We start from the raw sequence: 19397 nt of genomic DNA on the forward strand, positions 1-19397 counted from the left end.
GACAGTTCGGTATGACCTCCCTGCTGGTCGACGCACTGTCGTCGGTGCGACGCGCGTACCGGTCCAGTGGCGCCGATCGTCCGTTCGGTGACCCGCTGCCGGCGCACGGCGTCGCGATGGAGGGCTACTTCTGGCGCTTCACCGATCCCGACCAGGGACGCGTCGTCATCGCGCTGAACGGGATCAACCGCGCGCCCGACGGCACCTGGTCGACGCTCGGCGTCGCCTCCCACCCGAACGGGGCGCTGCGCACCGTCGTGCACCCCGCGGGCTGGGCCGCCCCGGACGCGCTCGGGGTGCGGTCGGGCGACGTGTTCTTCGGCAGCCCGGGCCGGCTGCGCGTCGACCTCGGCCCGGACGCGCAGGTGGACGTCGAGGTCCGGGACGCGGTGCCGTGGCCGCGGCGCAGCGTCGGCGGATCGAGCATCTTCCAGTCCGTGCCCGGGCTGAACCAGTACTGGCACCCGTGGCTGCTCGGTGGGTCCGCGCACGGCCGCGCCGTGGTCGGCGACGACACGTGGGACCTGGACGGCTGGTCGGTCTACGCCGAGAAGAACTGGGGCAAGGGCGGCTTCCCCGACTCGTGGTGGTGGGGCCAGGCGCAGGGCTTCGCCGAGCCGTCCGTCTGCGTCGCGTTCGCCGGCGGCGAGGTGACGGCGGGTCCGCTCCGCACCACGGTGACCGCGCTCGTGGTGCTGCTGCCGAACGGACGGCTGGTCCGGCTCGGCGACCCGGTGGTCTCGCCGGTGCGGGCCGAGGTCAGCGACGAGCGGTGGCTGGTGAGTGGGCGCAGTGCGCAGTGGCGCATCGACGTCGAGGGCGTCGGCAGACTCGACCGCGCGCACGTCCTGCCGGTGCCGCTGCCCGCCCAACGACGCAACATCGCGGGTGCCATCGAGCACCTCGGCGCGTCCATGCACGTCACGGTGCGGCGCCGGGGCCGGCTGGTCTGGGAGGGCACGTCCGACGTCGCCGCGCTCGAGCACGGCGGCATCGCCAGGGCTCGCGCCGAGGTCGTCCGCCGCGGACACGCCCCGGAGGCCGTCGACGCGCCTCCAGTCCAGTAGCTCAGCCCGACAGGAAGAGGACTCGCATGCAGGTGACGCAGATCGGCACGGCCTACTCGGTCGGCGACCCCACGGCCGCCGGGAGATGGTTCGAGCAGCAGCTCGGATTCGGCGTGCTGGTGGACCTCGGCTGGTACGTGAGCACGCAGCACCCCGACCATCCCGAGCTCCGCATCGACTTCGTCCGGTCCGACCACGAGACGTGGCCCGAGCAGGTGCCCGGTGTCGCGGGCGCGATGCTCGCGCTGGTGGTCACCGACGTCGACGCCCAGCACGAGCGGCTCGTCGCGGGCGGCGCCTCGGTGCTGAAGCCGCTGGTAACCGAGCCGTGGGGCCAGCGGCGCGTGCAGGTCGCGGGCCCGGACGGCCTGGTGGTCGAGCTCGTGCAGCCGGTCGACCCGGACCCCGCCTGGATGGCCGCGCAGGGCCTCGGCGGTTGATACCCGTCTACGCGGTGCCTGCCGCGGCCTTGATCGCGCTGTTCAGGTCCGCGTAGCTGATCGGTCCGGCCGTCAGTCGTTGCAGGCTGGAGAGACTGATGGACTTGTATCCGAGCCCCTCCAGCGTCTCCCGGTCCACGACGTAGAAGGACCACTGATTCGAGTCGAGCACGTCGTACACGTCGTGCGACTGCGCCGTCTGTACGCAGAACACGTAGACGTCCGCGTTGAACGTGGCCGTCGGCGCTTCACCTTGTTGGGGCGTCCAGGTCCGACCGACCAGGCCGGTGAACACGATGCGTGATGGCTGGCGCTGGTCCCACACCTGCATGTACGCGGACGACTTCACCTCGATCCGCGTTCCGTCCGGAGCCAGGACGTCGTACGCGTCCCACTCCACCCGCGGGCTGCGCGAGCCGACCGCTCGAGCGACGAGGAACTCGGCCAGGTAGCCACGGACGTTGTTCATGCGCAGGTCGCTCATCGCGAACCGCCAGAAGTCGAGCACAGTCGCGTCGAGTCCTGAGAACGGCTCGGAGCCGTTGACGGGCGTCGCAGGCGGAGCGGAGAACCACTCGGAGTCGGTCACGTCGGCATGGTGCCACGCAGCAACGTCATCCCGACGGCTCAACTTGCCGACAACGTCCTCAGGTGGACGTCCGCAGGCGCGCGGCCAGGGCCGGGATGACGATCGCGGCGGCGACCAGGTGCAGGACGACCAGGGTGACGACCGTCCCGGCCGTGCCGCCCGAGACGACCGGCGGGACGAGCGAGATTGCGGTGAGCGCGACGGTGGCCTGCACGAAGCGTTGAGCGGGCCGTGCGCTCCAGCGCCGCAGCGCGACCGCGAGCACGAGACCGACCAGCGAGCAGGCGCCGGTCACGAAGGCGACTCCGGCCAGCGGGATGGGCTCGCCGCTGTCGGCGGGCACCTCGAGCTCGGCGCCCAGCCCGCGAGCGATGGCGGCGACCACCGTGGTCGCCGCCACCGCTGCGACCGTGGCCAGCAGGCCCGTGCCGACGAGTCCGCCGACGCCCTGGGTGTGTCCGGTCTCGGTGCGCATCGGTCACGCCTCGTCGGGGAGGCCGTCCAGCCACTGCTGCCAGGCGGGCTCCTCGCGCTGCGCGTAAGCCGCCGCGTCGGGGGAGAAGAGGTACGCCCGGACGCCGACCAGGGCCTCGTCGTCGTCCATCGGGTAGGTGAACAGGCTGAGCATCCCGGGCACAGGGTCGGTGAGCCGGACGAGCGACTGCCGGTCGCCGATGCGCTCGACGACGCCGGCCGAGCCGCGGACGTCCACGGTCTCGCCCACGTCGGTGAGTCCGAGCCGCTCGTGCAGCGTCGACCACAGCGTCTTCGGGTCGCCCCGGTGGGTCGAGCTGACCTCCAGCCGCGTGGCCTCCTGCCCGGGGAAGTGCGACAGGTACAGGCGCAGGTTCTCGAACCAGGGGCGCCAGCTGACGTCCATGTCCTCCCACCACTCGGACTCCCAGTCGGCGCCGGTGCCGTAGCCGCTGGTGGTCACGCGGACGACGCACGTGCCGCCGGACTGCGCCTCGACGAGGAACTCCGACGTCATGGGGCTGAGCTCGTCGGGCTCCTTGCCCATGAGCGAGGCCCAGTCCTCCTCGTAGGCGAGGCGGCGCGGCGGCTCCCAGGCGGTGACCTCGCCGTCCGAGCCCATCTCGGGACCCATGGCGAAGTGCAGGGAGCCGCCCTCGCGCTCGTCCAGCTCGGTGGGCAGGAACCAGGCGCTCATGCCCTTGGCGGTGGCGATGGCCTGCCAGACCTGCTCGGGCGTGCCGGGCACCTCGACGGTGAACTCGAGACGGTAGGGGACGTTCGGGGTGGTGCTCATCGGTTCTCCTCGGGGAGTGGGTGGGAGGCGAGGACGAGCCGGTGCGGACGTCCGTCGTCGTGGTGGTACTTCGCGGCCAGGTCGAGCACCGTGGCGGTGAGCTCGTCGGCGAAGGCGGCGCGGTCCTCGGCGGACCGGAAGCCGATCTGGGTGTCGATGGTCAGGGTCGGCAGCCGCTTCCCGGACGACCCGGCACGGCGGGCGAGCGCCCCGACCTCGCGCACGAGGCGTCCGGCCAGGGCGACGAGGTAACCGGCGGACTGCTGGTCGGCGTTCGCGTCCGGGTCGGCGGCGGACGCGCTGACGACGGTGGGGGAGACGACGTAGGACGCGGCGGACGCCTGCAGCAACCGCTCGGTGATGCCGCCGTGGCGGCGCTCCTCGGCGAGCGTCACCAGGCCGCGGGCCTCGAGCGCCTTGAGGTGGTAGTTGACCTTCTGCCGCGCGATGCCCACGCGCCCGGCCAGCTCGGCCGCGGAGGCCGGCGTGGCCAGCTCGCCGAGCAGCCGGGCCCGGATCGGGTCCAGCGCGGCGGCGGCGGCGCTCGCGTCCTCGATGACTTCGACGTCCTGCATGTCCCCAGCGTGCGCCTTGACAAGAAAAGTTGTCAAGGGTTCGCGATGGAACCAAAAGTTAGCCCTTGCGCTAAGTGTCCGGGCGATCAATACTTAGCCGCATGGAACAGTTATCTGCCGAGCTGGACGGCGTGCTGGCGGCCCTGGCCGACCCGACGCGGCGCGCGGTCGTGCACCACCTCGGGCGGGGGTCGGCGAGCGTCGGCGACCTCGCGCGCGAGTTCCCGATCACGTTGCCGTCGTTCATGAAGCACGTCCGCACGCTGGAGTCGCACGGGCTGATCCGGACGGTCAAGCGTGGACGGGTGCGCCACTGCGTGCTCAACCGCGAGCGGCTGGCCCTGGTCGACGGGTGGCTCGCCGAGCAGCGCCGCACCTGGGAGGCGCACACCGACCGGCTCGAGCAGTTCGTCACCGAGACCGAGGAGAACCACCGATGAACGACTTCGATCCCACGCTCGACCTGGTCGTCGAGCGGGTCATCCGCGCACCGCGCGACCGCGTCTGGGCCGCCTGGACCGAGCCGGCCAACCTCGAGCGCTGGTGGCTGCCGGCGCCGACGGCGTGCCGCGTCACCCGGCTCGACCTGCACGCCGGCGGCGGCTTCGTCACGCAGATGTCCGAGGACGGCCTCGAGTTCGTCCCGCACCTGGACGCCTGCTTCCTGGACGTCCAGCACGGCGAGCGCATCGTGTTCACCAACGCGATCGACAGCAGCTGGCGTCCGACGACGCCGGCGCCGATCGCGATGACGGCCACGACGACGTTCGCCGACCACCCCGACGGGACGCAGTACCGCGCCGTCGTCCGGCACGCCGACCCGAGCGCCCGCGCGCTGCACGAGGAGCTCGGGTTCCACGACGGCTGGGGCACGGTCACGGCACAGCTCGCCGCGGTCGCCGAGGCGTCGCCCGTGCCGCGAGCCTGAGGCTCGTCCCGCGGGCGGACCCGGGCTGCTCGGCGTAGCGTGCCGGCATGACGACCGACGCTGACGCCCAGGTGGAATGGCCGACTCACTGCCCCGTGTGCGGCACCGAGCTGCGGTCCGAGGTGATCGAGTCGGTCGTGACGAACGACTGGAACGAGGGCTCGCCGGTCCCCGTCCTGGCCCAGGACGTCTGCCCGAACCCGGACTGCCCGGCCAAGGCCGTCGGCCCCGAGGGCGCCGAGCAGGTCTGAGCTCAGCGTCGCTGTCGTTGGGCGAGCGAGACGATGATCCCCTCGGGCCCGCGCACGTAGGCCATCAGCCAGACGTCCTCGTAGCGTCCGACGCCGCCGACCAGTCCGAAGCCGTCGGCGGCGAGCTCGTCCAGCGTCGCCTGCAGGTCGTCGACCTCGAAGCAGACGTTGCGCAGGCCGAGCTCGGTGGCCATGGCCGCGGGGGAGCCGGGCTGGTGGTCCGGACGTACGAAGGTCGACAGCTCGAGCGTCGTCTCGCCGCCCGGCGGGCGCAGCATGACGATCTCGGTCTCTGAGTCCGGGATGCCGATGACGGTGTCGAGGAACTCGCCCTCGACGAACGTCCGGCCCTCGGCCTCGAGCCCGAGCTTCTCGAAGAACGCGAGGGCGGCGTCGAGGTCGGCGACGGTGATGCCGACGTGGTCGAACCGGATGCGGGTCATGTCGCCATGCTGCGCGCGCCGGTGGGTCGGGTCAGGGACGCGAGCGTCTCGATGGTGCACGTGACCCGGCGGGCGCGGAACGTGACCACCTCGTCGAGCAGCGCGAGCTCCACGTGGCCGTCGTGCGCGTTCAGGTCGGTGACCTGCCCCCGGACCGTCGGGTGCGGCAGGTTCTGAGCGGGCTCGGCGTCGGCCTCGACGGCGAAGCCTTCCACCTCGTCGAACGACAGCACGGCGACGAGGGTGTCGGGGTGGAGGTCCTCGCCGAGGGTGTCGAGCGCGAACCTCAGCGTGGCCGTCCGTGCGACCGGGCGGTGGTCGACCGCGACGCACGTCGAGGCGTGCAGGTTCACGCGGAACCCGGCGGCCGTGTCGAACTCGTACAGGTACACGTCTCCTGGGGCGAAGCCGAAGTGCTCGAGCGCGGTCACGCAGCGATCTTGACACGTGGGAGGCGTCAACCAGCGGTTGACGCGACACGGTGCGTCAACCTACGGTTGACGCATGGAACCCGATCGACTCTCCGGAGTCACCCTCGACCGCCTCGTCGCCGCCCTGGAGGCCGCGCACCCGGACGTGCGCGACCGCATCCCCGACGCGATGGTCGTCGCCGAGCACCTCGACCGTCTCGGGGACGACCTCATCGGCCACGTCGTCGCGACGGCACGCGCCCAGGGGGTCAGCTGGTCCGAGATCGGGACGCGGATGGGCGTCTCCAAGCAGGCGGCGCAGCAGCGGATCGCCAAGGCGTCGCAGGTCGAGCTCGATCCGCTCAGCCCCGAGCAGGGGTTCACGCGCTTCACGATCGAGGCGCGCAACCTGGTCATGGCGGCGCACGAGACTGCGCGGGTGCGGCGCGAGCCGTTCGTCACGCCGGGCCGCCTCGCCGTCGCCGCCGGCATCGAGTCGGCGTCGGCCCGCCTTCCCGAGCCCGCGGACGAGGCGCAGGACCTGGTGCCCTACGACGAGGCCGCCCAGCAGGTGCTGTCCCGCGCCTTCGACGTGGCCATCGCGGCGGACGCCGACATGGTCGACGTCCCGCACGTCGTCGCCGCTCTGGGCGAGGACTTCGTGCCGCAGGCCGAGTGAGGTGCTGGACCTAGCACCCCTTCGGCACGGCACGATGGCGTCATGACGGTCGAGCCCGGAGTCCTGCCTGTCCCGTACGTGGTGCGCCGCGGTGAGGGGATGCCCCTCGTGACGCTGCACGGCAACGGCGTGGACCACCGGTTGCTGCTCGGGCTCGACGACGTCCTGGCCGGGACCGGTCCGTGGGAGCGGATCTACCCGGACCTGGCCGGCTTCGGACGCACGCCGGCGCTGGAGGGTGCCGGTGGCCTGCCCGAGCTGGCCGACTGGGTCGTCGCCATGGTGCGCGACCTCGTCGGCGAGCGCCCGTTCGCGCTCCTGGCCAGCTCGCTCGGCGGGCTCCTGGCCCGCCACGTCGTGGCCGCGATGCCGCAGCAGGTCCGTGGGATCGCGCTGCTCGCGCCGGTCGTGGACCCGGTGCCGTCGGGGCGCACCCTGCCGCCGTTCCGCGTGCTCGAGCGGGATGAGGAGCTGCTCGCGTCCCTGGACGACGCCGACCGGGTCGAGTTCGAGGGCATGACGACGCGGCAGGTCCGTGAGGTGTGGGACCTGTTCCGCGACGGGGTGATGCCCGGTGTCCGGACGGCGAACGCCGAGGCGATGGCACGGCTGTGGGAGAACTACGCGCTCGCCGCGCCCGAGGACTCGTTCGCGCAGCCGTGCGAGGCGCCGACGCTCGTCGTTACCGGCCGGCAGGACCACATCGTCGGGTACGTCGACCAGCTCGCGCTGCTCGAGCACTACCCGCGGGCGACGTACCTGCTGCTGGACGCTGCCGGCCACAACCCGCAGCTCGAGCGCCGGTGCTCGTCGCGGACGCCCTGCGCGACTGGTCCCACCGCGTCCACGCGGGGGAGTAACCCTCAGCTGAAGGCGGCGCGGGTGGTGGCGTCGGCGGGGAGGAACGTCTCCAGGTGGAGGCGGCGTGCAGGAACAGCCGGAACTGACGTCGAGGCCAACCAGTGGTGATTGTGCTGGTCTTGGGCACGGTCTGGTTGAAGTTCCAGCGGAAAAGCGCGCGTTTTGGGAAGGTCAAGACATGCCAACCGAAGCCCCGTGGGTCAGAAGCCGTGGTCTAGGTCGGCTGATTGCTCAAGAAACGAACGTCTCAGACCTGCTGCAGTTTCTTACGGACCTGGACCCCACGCCATGGTCGTCCCTGATCGGCTTTGTGCCCGCCGCCGCACTACGCGAGGCTCGCGGAGTCAACAACGCTGACCTGTTGCTCGTGTCGGACGACGGGAGTCGTGCGGTTGTGGAGGTCAAATTAGGCCACCTCATGAGCCGGAAACAACAGGAGGCCTACGAGGGTCTCCGGCCTAGGCCCGCGTTGTACTTGGCCGCGTTGTCTGCGGACGCGATTCGGATCACGAGTCCGTCCAGTGAACGATGGGGGTTCCTCAGCCTGATCAACATCTTCAGCGCGTTCTCTCGGATGGACTCCGACTTCGGGAGATCGCTAGCCACCCAGGTGTCCGAGACTCTAGGCCAGTGGGATTCAGACGTAGCCGCAGTCTTTGAGGATCCTGCAACCCCCGAGTTCAAGCCGTTAAACGTGTTGAATCAGAAATTCCTTGCGCGCGTCGTGACACGACGCATTGCCGCGAATCTCGATGGCCCGTCTCGGTGTGTGCGGGCGGGCGTGACGATCGGTGGTGGTCTTACGCTGGTTCAAGCGTGGACGCCCGTACGTGACGCAACCTTGACCCGCAGTTTCATGGCCGAAGTCCGGTGGCGGGAGACAAAGGCCGACGGCGAGCTTCGGTTCGGTGTGGACTTCGAGCCGGAGGAGGGGGAGGCGGAGGACCGGCAGTTGCGGACTGCCGCGTATGACTTGGCTTTGAGCATGGATGACGTGATCGACTTCAGTCCGTTGCGACAGCACTTGAGCGCGGTCGAGCCCCGAATCGCGGGCTTGCTGGCGCGAGAGGGGCGAAGTCGTCCGACGGCGAAGGGGCAGTGGGACCGCGTCATAAAGTTTGGATTTGCTGGAGCGCCTCTCGACGGAAACAAGAAGAACAACCGACAGCGGACTTCCCCTGCCTTCTTCGGCGACGGGGCTCTCCGTTACCAAGCGATCGCCGAGATCGACTTTTCGCGCGCTGGCGCTGGTGACGTCGCGCGGCTCCTGGACGCGACCCTGTCCTACCTGTCGGAGAGTCAGCCGTGATCCATGGGGAAGCCTCGCGACGGGGTGAGCGTTGCCCTTGGCGTGAGGCTCTCGCTGCTCGACCGCTCCCGGACCCGTGCCGGACGTCCCGACGCCGAGGCGCTAGAGGGGACGATCGCCCGCGCGGTGCACGCCGAGCAGCTCGGCTACGAGCGCTTCTGGGTCGCTGAGCACCATGCTGTCCCGGGCATCGCGTCGGGCACGCCCGCAGTGGTACTGGCGGCGGTCGGCGCGGCGACGTCCCACATCCGCATCGGTTCGGGCGGCGTCATGCTGCCGCTGCACCAGCCGCTCGTGGTCGCCGAGCAGTTCCTGGTCCTGGAGGCGCTGCACCCCGGACGCGTCGACCTCGGGCTCGGCCGCTCGCTCGGCTTCACGCCGCCGGTTCGGCGCGCGCTGCGTCGCGAGATGGGTGCTGTCGACGAGTTCGAGGACGACCTGGTCGAGCTGCGCTCGTACCTCGACGGCACCGGCGGCGTCACGGCGCGCCCCGCCGCCGGACCCGTGCCGATGCACCTGCTGGCGACCGGACGCGGCATCGACATCGCCGCGCGACTCGGGCTCCCGGTCGTCCTCGGCGGACCGGTGCTCGTTTCGGATGAGCTGCCGGACGTCCTGGCGCGCTACCGCCGGACGTTCCAGCCGCACGACGGGAGCGCGCCGTCGGTGACGATCTCGCTCGACGTCACGGTTGCCGACGACGACGCGACCGCCCGTGAGCTCGCGCTGCCCGAGGCGTACGCGATGGCGATGTCGCGGCAAACTGGCGAGTTCGGACCGCTCGAGTCGGTCGCCGACATCCGCTCGCGCGAGTGGCCGGACATCGTCCGCCGTCGCGTCCAGGAGTCGCTCGACCGCGCCGTCGCGGGCAGCCCTGCGACCGTCCGCAAGCGGCTCGAGCAGCTCGCCGACCGCACCGGTGCGGACGAGCTCATGGCCAGCACGTCCACCTACGACCGCGACGCCCTGTTCGCGTCCGATGCGAGGCTGCGGGAGCTGATGACCTAGTAAGGCTCAGGATTTCCAGCGCCGCCGCCGACGGGTCTTCCTAGGTGTCGAAGTTCGCGCAGTGCCTCGTGACGACTCGTACGTCGTGGCACATTCTGGATGTCGCCAGAACTCGCCCGACCATTGGACGGGATCGCCGATCTCGATCCGGTCTCCGCAGGCCCAGCACGGAATCGGTTGCCACGCCTCCCGAGGCGGTCTCACCGATTAGGCCTCCCCACCAAAGAGGGCCACGACTCTTGCGTCGAAGGCTGTCCGGGCAGCCGCCCGCGCGGCCGCGTCCGAAGCCTCGCCTGCGGTGCGGATCAGACAGTGCTGGCCGAAACGGACCTCGCCGTGCCACTTGTCAGGACTGACGGCATCACAGATCACAACGATCTGGAATCGTAAATCGAAGCTTGGGTCCACGAACGAGGCTCCGGGCTCGATGAGTTGATTGTTGAGGAATCGTTGCCTCGTGACCTGGATGTTCACTGCCCGCTCCATTCGTCCTCAGAATTGATGTCTCGCAGCTACGAACCGACGTTTTCGATCATGAACCTCAGGTCTGACATCCCAGGAAGCAGCCGCTTACCGTTTCACCCCACCTGCGCACCCACCCTCTGCAACCGGGTCCAGCCGGTCCAACCTTTCTGGTGGATCAGCCGCATCAGCGCCGCACCGCACGGCACGGAGTCGATGAACACGCGATCCAGCAACGCGACGAGCTCGGGGGCGAGCGGGAAGTCGTCCTCGCTGCTGCCGGAGTCCGGGGACGCCTCGAAGATCGCCACGAGCCGGTCGGCGACGGCGGGCAGGCGCGGGTCGTCGGGCGTCCAGTCGACGATGTCCCACAGGTCGCGGTACATCCGCACGACGTCAGGGTCGTCGAGCTGGGCCTGCTTGATGTCCATGAGCAGCCCCATGTGCTCGGGCAGCTGGGCGGCGACGAGGATCCAGGCGTCCCGCTCGGCGTCGACCATGCGGTCGTGCAGGCCGAGGCTGCGCAGCCGGTCCAGGTAGGCGACGGCCTCGGCGGGCAACGCGAGGCTGTCGCCGGCGGCGAGCCGGGCCATGCGCCGGCGGTGCTCCTGCTTCTGGGCGATCTCGCGACGCAGACGGCGGTCGATGTCGTCGACGGCCGCCGCGAACGTCGCCTCGTCCGCCGCGAGCAGCTCGCGCACCCGGGCCAGCGGCACCCCGGCGTCCGCGAGCGCCCGGATGCGGATGAGCTCGACGACCGCGTCGGCGCCGTAGCGGCGGTACCCGGAGACGTCTCGCTCGGGCTCGGGCAGCAGGCCCTTCTGGTGGTACAGCCGCACCGCGCGCGGCGTGACGCCGGCGTAGGTGGCGAGCTGTCCGATCGTCAGCATGGCGACACCCTGCCTCAGGCCGAGCGCCGGCGGAAGACCGCCATCGCGCCCCAGTAGGCCACCGCGAGCAGTCCGACGCACCAGGCCAGAGCGACCCACAGCTCGTCCCCGACCGGCTGCTCGGCGAGCAGGCTGCGCAGGACGTCCACGATGGACGTCACGGGCTGGTGCTCGGCGAACGCGGCGACCGGCGCGGGCATGGTGTCGGTGGGGACGAACGCCGAGCTGAGGAACGGCAGGAACAGCAGCGGGTAGGCGAAGCCGCTGGCCCCGTCGACGGACTTGGCGGTGAGGCCGGGGATGACCGCCAGCCAGGTCAGCGCGAGCGTGAACAGGCCCAGGATGCCGATGACGCCGAGCCAGGCGAGCGGGCTGGCGCCGGAACGGAAGCCCATCAGCAGCGCCACCGCGATGACGACGATGAGCGCGACCGCGTTGGCCACCAGGGACGTCAGCACGTGCGCCCACAGCACGGACGAGCGTGCGACCGGCATGGTCTGGAAGCGCTCGAAGATCCCCGCGGACACGTCCACGAACAGCCGGAACGCGGTGTACGAGATGCCCGAGACGACGGTGATCAGCAGGATGCCCGGCAGCAGGTACGAGACGTATGACTCGCTGCCGGTGTCGGCCTCGATCGCGCCCCCGAAGACGTAGACGAACAGCAGCAGCATCGCCACGGGCATGACCGCGGTGGTGATGATCGTGTCGGGGCTGCGCAGCACGTGGCGCAGCGACCGGCCGGTTAGGGCGGCGGTGTCGCCGGCGGAGTGGGTGGTCATGTCACTGCTCCTTCGTGGTGGTGGTTGCATCCGCGGGCTCGTTCTCGGGGTCGTCGCCGACGATGGCGAGGAAGACCTCCTCGAGCGTCGGCTGCTTCTTGACGTACTCGACGCGCGCGGGCGGCAGCAGCGCCTTGAGCTCGGCGAGCGTGCCGTCGGCGATGACGCGGCCGCGGTGCAGGATCGCGATGCGGTCGGCGAGCCGCTCCGCCTCCTCGAGGTACTGGGTGGTGAGCAGCACGGTGGCGCCGCCGGACGCGAGCCGCTCCACGGTGGCCCAGACCTCCTGCCGGGCCTGCGGGTCCAGCCCGGTGGTGGGCTCGTCGAGCAGGACGACCGGCGGGTCGCCGATGAGGCTCATGGCGATGTCGAGCCGGCGCCGCATGCCGCCGGAGTACGTCCCCGCGCGGCGTCCGCCGGCCTCGGTGAGCGAGAACCGGTCGAGCAGGTCGTCGGCGACGGCACCGGCGTCGGGGAGGTGCCGCAGCCGGGCGACGAGGGCGAGGTTCTCGCGTCCGGTGAGGATCTCGTCCACGGCGGCGAACTGCCCGGTCAGGCTGAACGACTCACGGACGCGAGCGGGATCGGTAGCGACGTCGAAGCCCGCGACGCGGGCGGTGCCGGCATCGGCCTTCAGCAGCGTCGCAAGGATCTTGACGAGCGTGGACTTGCCGGCACCGTTGGAGCCGAGCAGGGCGAAGACGCTGCCGCGAGCGACGTCGAGGTCGACCCCACGCAGCACGTGGACGTCCCCGAACGACTTCTCCAGGCCCCGGACCGCGATGGCGGAAGTGCGTGTCTCAGTGGTCATGCGAGGAGCGTGAAGGGTTGCCCCTGCGTCAAGGTCAAGGGTGGGATCGTTCAGTGCGCCGCATGGCTAGTCGAGACCAGCACTTCAAAGACCGCCTGTTGTCTAAGGCACGAATCAGTCCATCATCGACAGGACACGACGAGCCTGTGACCGGACCCCATGTGCAACGTGATTTTGCGCAGCATGCGAAATGGCGTCTCTTAGACTGCTGGGCAAACTTTGAGCATGTTCGCTCATAGCCAGGCTCTGTAGAATCAGCAGCGGCACTAACATTCCCTCTTCCGACACCAATGCAATCAGTTGCTCCTTGACCAAAGGCTGGGCAAACTGGGTCTTTGTGACGAGCTCGGCAAGCGCGCGGCCAGCGTGTGCGCGGACGTTCGCATTTGTGTCTCGCGACAATTGGATCGCAGCAAAAGCCAGCCAATCCGCGGCAGGGCCGCGTCTGCAAAACGATGCTACGGTCTTCGCGGCCTCTGTTCTAGCGACTTCATTACCGCCGAGCATCTCGGCTACGGCCGATACCTCCTCGGAGGTGCTCGAAATGCGCAGCATTCCGAAGAGGCGGACGGGTCCAGGAAATGGCTGAACCTCCTCGCCTTCGAAGGGATCACTGATAGACGTGCGAATCTGCTTACGATGCGACTCGATGTAAGCGCGGACATCATCCGGGACTGTTTTATAGTTCGCAGCAAGGCGGTCGATTGCGTTCGACTTGAACCGGCGAGGGATGGGGAGAGCGATTAGCTCGACCAGATGCGTCCATAGATCGGCGCCCAAATATACGCAAAGTCCCGCGGCGAGATCGGCTGGGTCCGTCGCATACTGAGTGAATTCTCCGGCTAAGGCTTCGTGCCTCGCCCGGATCAGTACCTGTTTCACCTGTTCGGTCGCCGCGTCGACAAAGTCGGTAGCCGGAGCTGCCCCATCTATAACAGCGTTGAGTTCTCTGGCGATACTTTCCAATGACAACGTGTTCGGGGCAGGTTCGTTCTTCTCAGACGGAGGGACAAGGAGGAAGTCTAGTGACTCGAGAAGCGGACTCCACGAAGTCGACTGGCGGCCTTGAGCGTCCGCTACCCAGGATGCCCACCGCTGGGTGACGGATTCGTCCAGCCTCCGCCATTCTAGAGCGTTAACGCACCGCGCGAACGCGCGTGCGACGAGTTCGTCGGGCGCCGTCCCTGCGGCTTCCACCACGTCCAGTAGCGAGCCGGCGAGCCAGTCGTCTGAATTAGCCAACGGTGCGACAGCAGCCACGGCTGCAAGCACTTGTTCAATTCGTACGAATGGCGCTTGTGTCACCCTTGTGTTTTGCGGAGGCGTAGCGGTTAGAGCCGAAATCAATGTTTTGAGCGTCCGCTTGGCTTCCGCCTCGTCGAGGGTCTGAGCCCCAGCGGAAATGACTGCCAAATCCACATCGCGGAGCAATTCGGGCTTGTTTCGGCGCTCAATGATCCCTTCGAGCTCCGAACGAATCATCGCGATGGGTCCCGCACTGCGGAGATGGTTCAGCGCCAAACGAACCGTCTTCATGTCCCCGGACTGGCGAATGAGTCGGAGAGCGTCAGAGATCTCTGACGCGCCGGAGCGCATAAGGCGCAGCTCCCCGAGCCTTCGACGCAGGTTTTGTGATTCCGTGAGATGCCCTGCTAACTCGAACGCGGTTAGGGAACGCCAAATCGGCGTGTCGACTGGGTCGTCGGCTCGAAAAGTTACCTCTCGACTAAGCGTTTGCTTCTTGAATCGCTCATCTATGAATGCCGCGCCGCTACGCCCTGCCTCTCGGCGCAGCGAAATCGTTAAGGGGGACTCCGTCCTCCGAATCCATTGCGTAATCTGATGTTCGTCTGGAAATCGCACGCGGCGGTCCCGCAGGTCCTGGTTAGCGTCGAGCAACAGTCCTTGAATGTTTCGCACAGTTTCGCCAGAGTCCCAACGTGACCCTTTGCTTGTGGGGAACGGGCTCGCCCGCATGGGGGAAAACTCTTCGAGCAGGTTCCGTGCCGACTCCAACATGGGATCGGCGTCTCGCCGCATTTCAGTGAGGCGCATCGCCAACTGTTGCTCGATCGCGGCCCTCCACAATTCGTCGTCACCAGAATTTCCCAACCGCTCTCTCGCAACCTCAAGCATCTCGAGCGCTTCGTCGAAGCGGTCGCGTTCGCTCAGACCCACTGCTGCTACAAGCGAAGCGGCGGCGCCCAGACCTGCGTCGGCGCTTTCTTGGGCTAACTGTCGGAAATTCTCCAAAGCACTCTGGAATCCTTTGTCGCTAAGACTGTCACGTGTTGACTGCAACAGGAGGGCTTCGTCGCGCGTCGCCTCGGTCTCCTTGCGCGATAGGAAGCTCTCGATCTCGTGAGGTCGCTGCTGCAAAACCAATGCAAGAAGTCCAGGACCCGTCACTCGATCGGTCGATGCAAAGTTTGGATGAGGTGCCACGGATTGGGGCGAGAGAAGTGACACGAGCCAGAGGAGCGAGGTCATGGAATTCTCCGATCGCGGCGGATAACAGAGTCAGGGGTGGGCGCGGGACTCGAAAGGCTTTGGTCAATCAATTCTGATGCGGCTTGAGCGCTGTCCGGCGACGGAACGGCGAAAAGTTTCTTGCGATCGATTACGTGGATGAGCCATCGAAAGATGACTTCATACAATTGTTCTGTATCAGCGACGCCAACGATCCATCGGGAGGCGCCTAGTGGCTCCGGCCCGAGTGCCTCATCCACCCTTTGAGCAGCCGTGCCATCGTCGCCTACCGCAGCAACGCCCACCGTCAATCGCCGATCCAAATCTTGGCGAGTTCCGAGCTCTCCCAGAACGGACATACACGGTTCGAGTTCAATTTCCGTGTGGCGAGCCGCATACATCGACAGTTCAACTATGTGACCTGATTCGCGCGGCAAATGCCGCGTGTCGGAAATTTCGACGTCACGGACATCTACGGCGTCGGCGCAGGCTTGCTGATACGCGGCATCGAAGGCTATGTCGTTCCGCGCGGTAAACTCAACAATGAGCGAGTTCACTGGTGGGCTTCGCTAACGATAATTGACTGCCTTGGTATCGTCATTGTGACAGCGCGACCAGCGCAATGGGATGGCTGAAGCGTGATCTCAGCAAGGTCATCGGTTGCCCCGCGTGCCATCTCCGCGCGGAATGTTTCCGGTAGCTTCGAGCAAAGGTGTTGCGCCGCTGTTCGCTCGGGATCGTCGCGAAAAGTGACCTGGACACTTGAACTCTGATCGCCCAGAACAATCAGCATCGCCGAGACGGCCGTCGCCAATAGGGCGAGAACTGATGCGATTCCGCCGCCGATTACAAGCTTTCGTATAGGCTTCGATTCGTCTGCGACGTACTCGAACACTTCATTCGCGCAGTTGTCGTCGGCGAGGCTGATTGTGCGACTTGGGGAAGGCCAGACGCTCGCCGCCAAAAAGCTACCTACTGCTGCCACGTACAAAATGGTTGCGAGGCTGACGCTGACTGCTTGGGCGCCGTTCGGATCGTCAACAGTTCCCAGGCCGAGTAGCGACGCCGCGGCCGCCGCACTCAGGAATCCGCCCGCCGAGGTGGCGCGGGTCCGCCATGAGTCGGGAGAAGAGACAATTCGTGCCCAGTAGAGCTGCCGGGCTATCTCATTCTCGGCTTGATCCCCGTTGGCCACGCCGCCATGATGCCAAGTTCCAGGCTTCAGCGCACTGAATCCCGAACATTCGATAGATGCGAGCGCTGAGTGCAGCGTGTCTTCCGTGAGTCACGACTCACTGGTCAGTGGATGCGGGCCGCCGAGTTGAGCGCGGCGCCCCTTCGCGTTCGGTTGAGCTACTGACGTCGTTCGTCCGAGGAATGCCAGTGGGGGACGACGGTGCGAGCTCGCTCGTAGTTGGTGTGCTGTTTCATTGGGACGTGATGGGCTGCGTCTTACCGGTCAGGGCGATTGAGACGGGCGTTGCGGCGACGACCGCCGCCATTCCTCCGTAGGTCGTCCACGCCACTGGTGGCACCGCGGCGCCCAGCAACCCGGCGCTGACGCCGATCACGGCCGGGATGATCGCCAGGGTGCCGATGAGCCAAGCGCACACCGCGATCACCAGGGACTCGACGAGGAGCATCCGGCGGAGCTGGCGGCGGGTGGCGCCCGTGCGCCAGAGCAGGGTGAACTCGTCGCGGCGGCCGGCGGTGGCGAGCACCAGGGCGTTCGCGGCGGCGACCAGGACGAAGACCAACAGGCACAGCAGCAGGACGGTCGACAGGTCGCGCTGCCCGTCGCCGGCCGACACCGCGGCGGCGACGTACTTCTGCTCATCCGTGACGGTGACGCCCAGGTCGGCGACGGCAGCAGCGCCGGCGTCGGACGTGCGCAGCAGCAGGGTGTCCGGACGGACGTTCACGCCGTGCGCGGCCGGGGTCGCCTCGCCGGTCAGGTAGTCGCCAAAGCCGAGTCCGCGCTCGTAGACCGCCACGATCGTCGCGCGCACGGGCTTGCCGTCGTCCCAGCGGAAGGTGAGCTCGTCGCCGATGCCCTTCATCGCCTCGAACTTCGCGTCACGGCTGATGGCGACGGTGTCCGGCTCGTTCAGCGCGGCCAGCGAGCCGTCGACGACGTCCGGATCGAACAGTCCGTCGACGCCAGCGGCGGGCAGCGCGCGCACCTGCAGCGGCTCCCAGGCGAGGGCGCCCATGAACGCGTCCTCCTCGTCGAGCATCACCTGCGCCGGCACCGAGGCGAGCGGCACCGCGGCGTCCACGCCGGGGGCGGACGACACCGCGTCCACCGTGATGGCGTCGAGGTCGCCGGTGACGATCGCGTCCGCCTTCAGTCCGTCCTCGAGCTGGCGGGTGCCGGCGACCGCGACGGTCTCGTCGACCGTCGCCTGGACGGTGCCGACGCCGAGCGCCAGTGCGAGCGGGACGACCACCAGCGTCAGCCGGCGCGAGAAGCCCCGCGTGTTGGCGAGCGCGAGCTGCGTGGCCGGTCCGCCGGGCAGGCGCGACAGGACGCGGACGAGCCAGGCGACGAGCACCGGTCCGGCCAGCGCCGCGGCACTGATGAGCAGGAACGCCGACACCGCAGCGAGCGCGGCGCCCATCGTCCCGGGCATGAACACCGGGCTGAACGCGGCGGCGAGCCCGAGCCCGGCCACGACGAGCGCGGACGTGCGGCGAACGGGTCCGATGCCGGCCGGCTCCACGACGCTCTGCGCCACAGCCGCCGTCGGGGACGTGCGCAGGGTGCCGCGGGTCGCCAGCCGCGCCGCGAGGTACGCGACCGGCAGCAGCAGGACGAATGCGCTCAGCACCGGCACGGGGGAGAGGGACAGTTCGAAGCCGGGATCGACCATGCCGGACGACTCCAGGATCGGCGTCAGGCGTCCGACAGCGAGCAGCCCGACGAGCCCGCCGAGGGGCGCGGCGACCAGCGTGATCAGCGTGACCTCACGGCTCACGAGCTGCCGCACCTGGCCGCGCGTCGCGCCGACCGCACGCAGCAGCGCGAAGTCGCGCTGCCGCTGGCGCAGAGCGAGCGAGACCGTCGACGACACGACGAAGATCACCAGCAGCAGCGCCGTGCCCGAGAACGAGCTGGCCAGCGCGACCAGGAACCCGGCGTCACCGCCCGTCCGCAGCCCGGACTCGACGAGCACGCCCGCGCCCGACACCAGCACGCCGGCCAGGGCCAGCACCACGAACGGGCCGACCAGGCTCGGCAGGTGCGCCATCGCACCGGAGCGGGCCAGCCGCCACGTCGCGCTCATCGCTCGAGCCCCAGCATGCGGTCCGCGACGGCCTGCGCCGTCGGGCTGGTGAGCATGTCGACCAGGCGTCCGTCAGACAGGAACAGCACCTGCTCGGCGGCCGCCGCGACCTTCGCGTCGTGGGTCACGACGACGACGGTCTGGCCGAGCCGGTGGGCGGTGTCGCGCAGCAGCGTCAGGACGGCCTCGCCGGTGCGAGCGTCCAGCGCGCCGGTCGGCTCGTCGGCGAACACGACCGTCGGCCGCGAGTACAGCGCCCGCGCGATCGCGACCCGCTGCGCCTGCCCGCCCGACAGCTCACCGGGACGCCGGTCGGCCTTGCCGTTGAGCCCGACGGCGTCCAGCAGGTCCTCGAGCCAGCGCGGGTCGGCGTCGCGTCCAGCCAGGATCATCGGCAGCCGGACGTTGTCGGCCACGCTCAGGTGCGGCACGAGGTTGTAGGCCTGGAAGACGAAGCCGACGTGGTCGCGGCGGAAGCGCGTCAGGTCGTCCGGCTTCAGCGTGCTGATGTCGCGGTCGCCGACGATGACGCGTCCGCTCGTGGGGGTGTCGAGGCCGGCGGCGCAGTGCAGCAGCGTCGACTTGCCCGAGCCGGACGGACCCATGACGGCGGTGAACGATCCGGCCGGCAGGGTCAGCGAGACGCCGCGCAGCGCGGCGACCGCACCGGCCGGGCCGGGGTAGGACTTGTGGACGTCCAGCAGGCGCAGCGCGGCCGTGCTCTGCGGCACGGGCGCGGCGGTGCTGGGGTCGGACGTGGAGGTGAACACGAGGGCTCCTCGGTCGCGGTGGTGGGACAACACGAACCTAGGAATCTGGCACCCTCCGCATCGAGCCGCTCAGGACGGAGATCCGGGACTTGCATC

Annotated in this window: 24 protein-coding genes; 9 read left to right on the forward strand and 15 right to left on the reverse strand. The window is 68.7% G+C overall.

What is annotated here, in order from left to right; genetic code table 11:
- Nucleotides 1-11 precede the first annotated feature (11 nt).
- Both E0W78_RS08630 and E0W78_RS08635 read left to right on the forward strand, forming a co-directional pair.
- Complete coding sequence (locus E0W78_RS08630; RefSeq protein ID WP_131403464.1) at nucleotides 12-1067, forward strand: tocopherol cyclase family protein; 1056 nt, start codon at nucleotides 12-14, stop codon at nucleotides 1065-1067.
- Between the two features lie 26 nt (nucleotides 1068-1093).
- A complete protein-coding gene (locus tag E0W78_RS08635; RefSeq protein ID WP_131403465.1) occupies nucleotides 1094-1507 on the forward strand; it encodes a VOC family protein in 414 nt (137 codons plus the stop codon).
- Nucleotides 1508-1514: 7 nt separating this feature from the next.
- On the opposite strand, the gene E0W78_RS08640 is transcribed toward E0W78_RS08635, so the two are convergent.
- The 4 genes from E0W78_RS08640 to E0W78_RS08655 are packed head-to-tail and all read right to left on the reverse strand — an operon-like array spanning nucleotide 1515 to nucleotide 3941.
- Nucleotides 1515-2096: a hypothetical protein gene (locus E0W78_RS08640; RefSeq protein WP_131403466.1), complete on the reverse strand. Its 582-nt coding sequence runs from the start codon at nucleotides 2094-2096 to the stop codon at nucleotides 1515-1517.
- Between the two features lie 58 nt (nucleotides 2097-2154).
- Entirely contained in the window at nucleotides 2155-2571 is a 417-nt protein-coding gene (locus E0W78_RS08645) for a DUF6069 family protein (protein WP_131403467.1), read from the reverse strand.
- Between the two features lie 3 nt (nucleotides 2572-2574).
- Entirely contained in the window at nucleotides 2575-3366 is a 792-nt protein-coding gene (locus tag E0W78_RS08650; protein WP_131403468.1) for an SRPBCC domain-containing protein, read from the reverse strand.
- Nucleotides 3363-3941, reverse strand: a complete 579-nt coding sequence (locus E0W78_RS08655) for a helix-turn-helix domain-containing protein (RefSeq protein WP_131403469.1) — start codon at nucleotides 3939-3941, stop codon at nucleotides 3363-3365. Before E0W78_RS08655 ends, E0W78_RS08650 begins: the two co-directional genes overlap by 4 nt.
- A 101-nt stretch (nucleotides 3942-4042) precedes the next feature.
- Between E0W78_RS08655 and E0W78_RS08660 the strand changes: the two genes are divergently transcribed.
- The 3 genes from E0W78_RS08660 to E0W78_RS08670 are packed head-to-tail and all read left to right on the forward strand — an operon-like array spanning nucleotide 4043 to nucleotide 5120.
- A complete protein-coding gene (locus E0W78_RS08660; protein ID WP_131403470.1) occupies nucleotides 4043-4381 on the forward strand; it encodes a metalloregulator ArsR/SmtB family transcription factor in 339 nt (112 codons plus the stop codon).
- Entirely contained in the window at nucleotides 4378-4869 is a 492-nt protein-coding gene (locus E0W78_RS08665; RefSeq protein WP_131403471.1) for an SRPBCC domain-containing protein, read from the forward strand. Before E0W78_RS08660 ends, E0W78_RS08665 begins: the two co-directional genes overlap by 4 nt.
- Before the next feature lie 47 nt (nucleotides 4870-4916).
- Entirely contained in the window at nucleotides 4917-5120 is a 204-nt protein-coding gene (locus tag E0W78_RS08670) for a hypothetical protein (RefSeq protein ID WP_131403472.1), read from the forward strand.
- A 2-nt stretch (nucleotides 5121-5122) separates the two neighbouring features.
- Here the strand turns inward: E0W78_RS08670 and E0W78_RS08675 are convergent, their stop codons facing one another.
- Nucleotides 5123-5563, reverse strand: a complete 441-nt coding sequence (locus E0W78_RS08675; protein ID WP_131403473.1) for a VOC family protein — start codon at nucleotides 5561-5563, stop codon at nucleotides 5123-5125.
- The gene (locus tag E0W78_RS08680) at nucleotides 5560-5994 is read right to left on the reverse strand and encodes a hypothetical protein (protein ID WP_131403474.1); all 435 of its coding nucleotides are present in this window, start codon (nucleotides 5992-5994) and stop codon (nucleotides 5560-5562) included. The genes E0W78_RS08675 and E0W78_RS08680 overlap by 4 nt, the downstream gene beginning before the upstream one ends.
- Before the next feature lie 73 nt (nucleotides 5995-6067).
- Between E0W78_RS08680 and E0W78_RS08685 the strand changes: the two genes are divergently transcribed.
- From E0W78_RS08685 to E0W78_RS08700, 4 genes are all read left to right on the forward strand, one after another.
- A complete protein-coding gene (locus E0W78_RS08685; RefSeq protein WP_131403475.1) occupies nucleotides 6068-6652 on the forward strand; it encodes an ATP-dependent Clp protease ATP-binding subunit in 585 nt (194 codons plus the stop codon).
- Between the two features lie 42 nt (nucleotides 6653-6694).
- Nucleotides 6695-7621: an alpha/beta hydrolase gene (locus E0W78_RS08690; protein WP_131403476.1), complete on the forward strand. Its 927-nt coding sequence runs from the start codon at nucleotides 6695-6697 to the stop codon at nucleotides 7619-7621.
- A 70-nt stretch (nucleotides 7622-7691) separates the two neighbouring features.
- Nucleotides 7692-8822: a hypothetical protein gene (locus E0W78_RS08695; RefSeq protein ID WP_131403477.1), complete on the forward strand. Its 1131-nt coding sequence runs from the start codon at nucleotides 7692-7694 to the stop codon at nucleotides 8820-8822.
- A gap of 42 nt (nucleotides 8823-8864) precedes the next feature.
- Nucleotides 8865-9830 carry an MsnO8 family LLM class oxidoreductase gene (locus E0W78_RS08700; RefSeq protein WP_131403478.1) on the forward strand — a complete coding sequence of 322 codons (966 nt, stop codon included), beginning with the start codon at nucleotides 8865-8867 and terminating at the stop codon, nucleotides 9828-9830.
- Between the two features lie 207 nt (nucleotides 9831-10037).
- Here the strand turns inward: E0W78_RS08700 and E0W78_RS08705 are convergent, their stop codons facing one another.
- The 9 genes from E0W78_RS08705 to E0W78_RS08745 all read right to left on the reverse strand — a co-directional run bounded on the left by E0W78_RS08705 (nucleotide 10038) and on the right by E0W78_RS08745 (nucleotide 19301).
- On the reverse strand, nucleotides 10038-10304 hold the full coding sequence (locus tag E0W78_RS08705; RefSeq protein ID WP_131403479.1) for a hypothetical protein: 267 nt from the start codon (nucleotides 10302-10304) through the stop codon (nucleotides 10038-10040).
- A gap of 104 nt (nucleotides 10305-10408) precedes the next feature.
- The gene (locus E0W78_RS08710; protein ID WP_131403480.1) at nucleotides 10409-11182 is read right to left on the reverse strand and encodes a MerR family transcriptional regulator; all 774 of its coding nucleotides are present in this window, start codon (nucleotides 11180-11182) and stop codon (nucleotides 10409-10411) included.
- A 14-nt stretch (nucleotides 11183-11196) separates the two neighbouring features.
- On the reverse strand, nucleotides 11197-11964 hold the full coding sequence (locus E0W78_RS08715) for an ABC transporter permease (RefSeq protein ID WP_131403481.1): 768 nt from the start codon (nucleotides 11962-11964) through the stop codon (nucleotides 11197-11199).
- 1 nt (nucleotide 11965) lies between these two features.
- Nucleotides 11966-12775: an ATP-binding cassette domain-containing protein gene (locus E0W78_RS08720; RefSeq protein WP_131403482.1), complete on the reverse strand. Its 810-nt coding sequence runs from the start codon at nucleotides 12773-12775 to the stop codon at nucleotides 11966-11968.
- Between the two features lie 114 nt (nucleotides 12776-12889).
- A complete protein-coding gene (locus tag E0W78_RS08725) occupies nucleotides 12890-15265 on the reverse strand; it encodes a hypothetical protein (protein ID WP_131403483.1) in 2376 nt (791 codons plus the stop codon).
- Complete coding sequence (locus E0W78_RS08730; protein ID WP_131403484.1) at nucleotides 15262-15801, reverse strand: hypothetical protein; 540 nt, start codon at nucleotides 15799-15801, stop codon at nucleotides 15262-15264. The genes E0W78_RS08725 and E0W78_RS08730 overlap by 4 nt, the downstream gene beginning before the upstream one ends.
- Nucleotides 15798-16439 (reverse strand): hypothetical protein, encoded by a 642-nt coding sequence (locus tag E0W78_RS08735; RefSeq protein ID WP_131403485.1) that lies wholly within the window; start codon nucleotides 16437-16439, stop codon nucleotides 15798-15800. Before E0W78_RS08735 ends, E0W78_RS08730 begins: the two co-directional genes overlap by 4 nt.
- Nucleotides 16440-16671: 232 nt before the next feature.
- On the reverse strand, nucleotides 16672-18531 hold the full coding sequence (locus E0W78_RS08740; protein WP_131403486.1) for an ABC transporter permease: 1860 nt from the start codon (nucleotides 18529-18531) through the stop codon (nucleotides 16672-16674).
- Entirely contained in the window at nucleotides 18528-19301 is a 774-nt protein-coding gene (locus tag E0W78_RS08745; protein WP_207392693.1) for an ABC transporter ATP-binding protein, read from the reverse strand. The genes E0W78_RS08740 and E0W78_RS08745 overlap by 4 nt, the downstream gene beginning before the upstream one ends.
- Nucleotides 19302-19397 lie beyond the last annotated feature (96 nt).

This window comes from Aeromicrobium sp. IC_218 (genome assembly GCF_004336805.1).
Taxonomy (GTDB): domain Bacteria; phylum Actinomycetota; class Actinomycetes; order Propionibacteriales; family Nocardioidaceae; genus Aeromicrobium.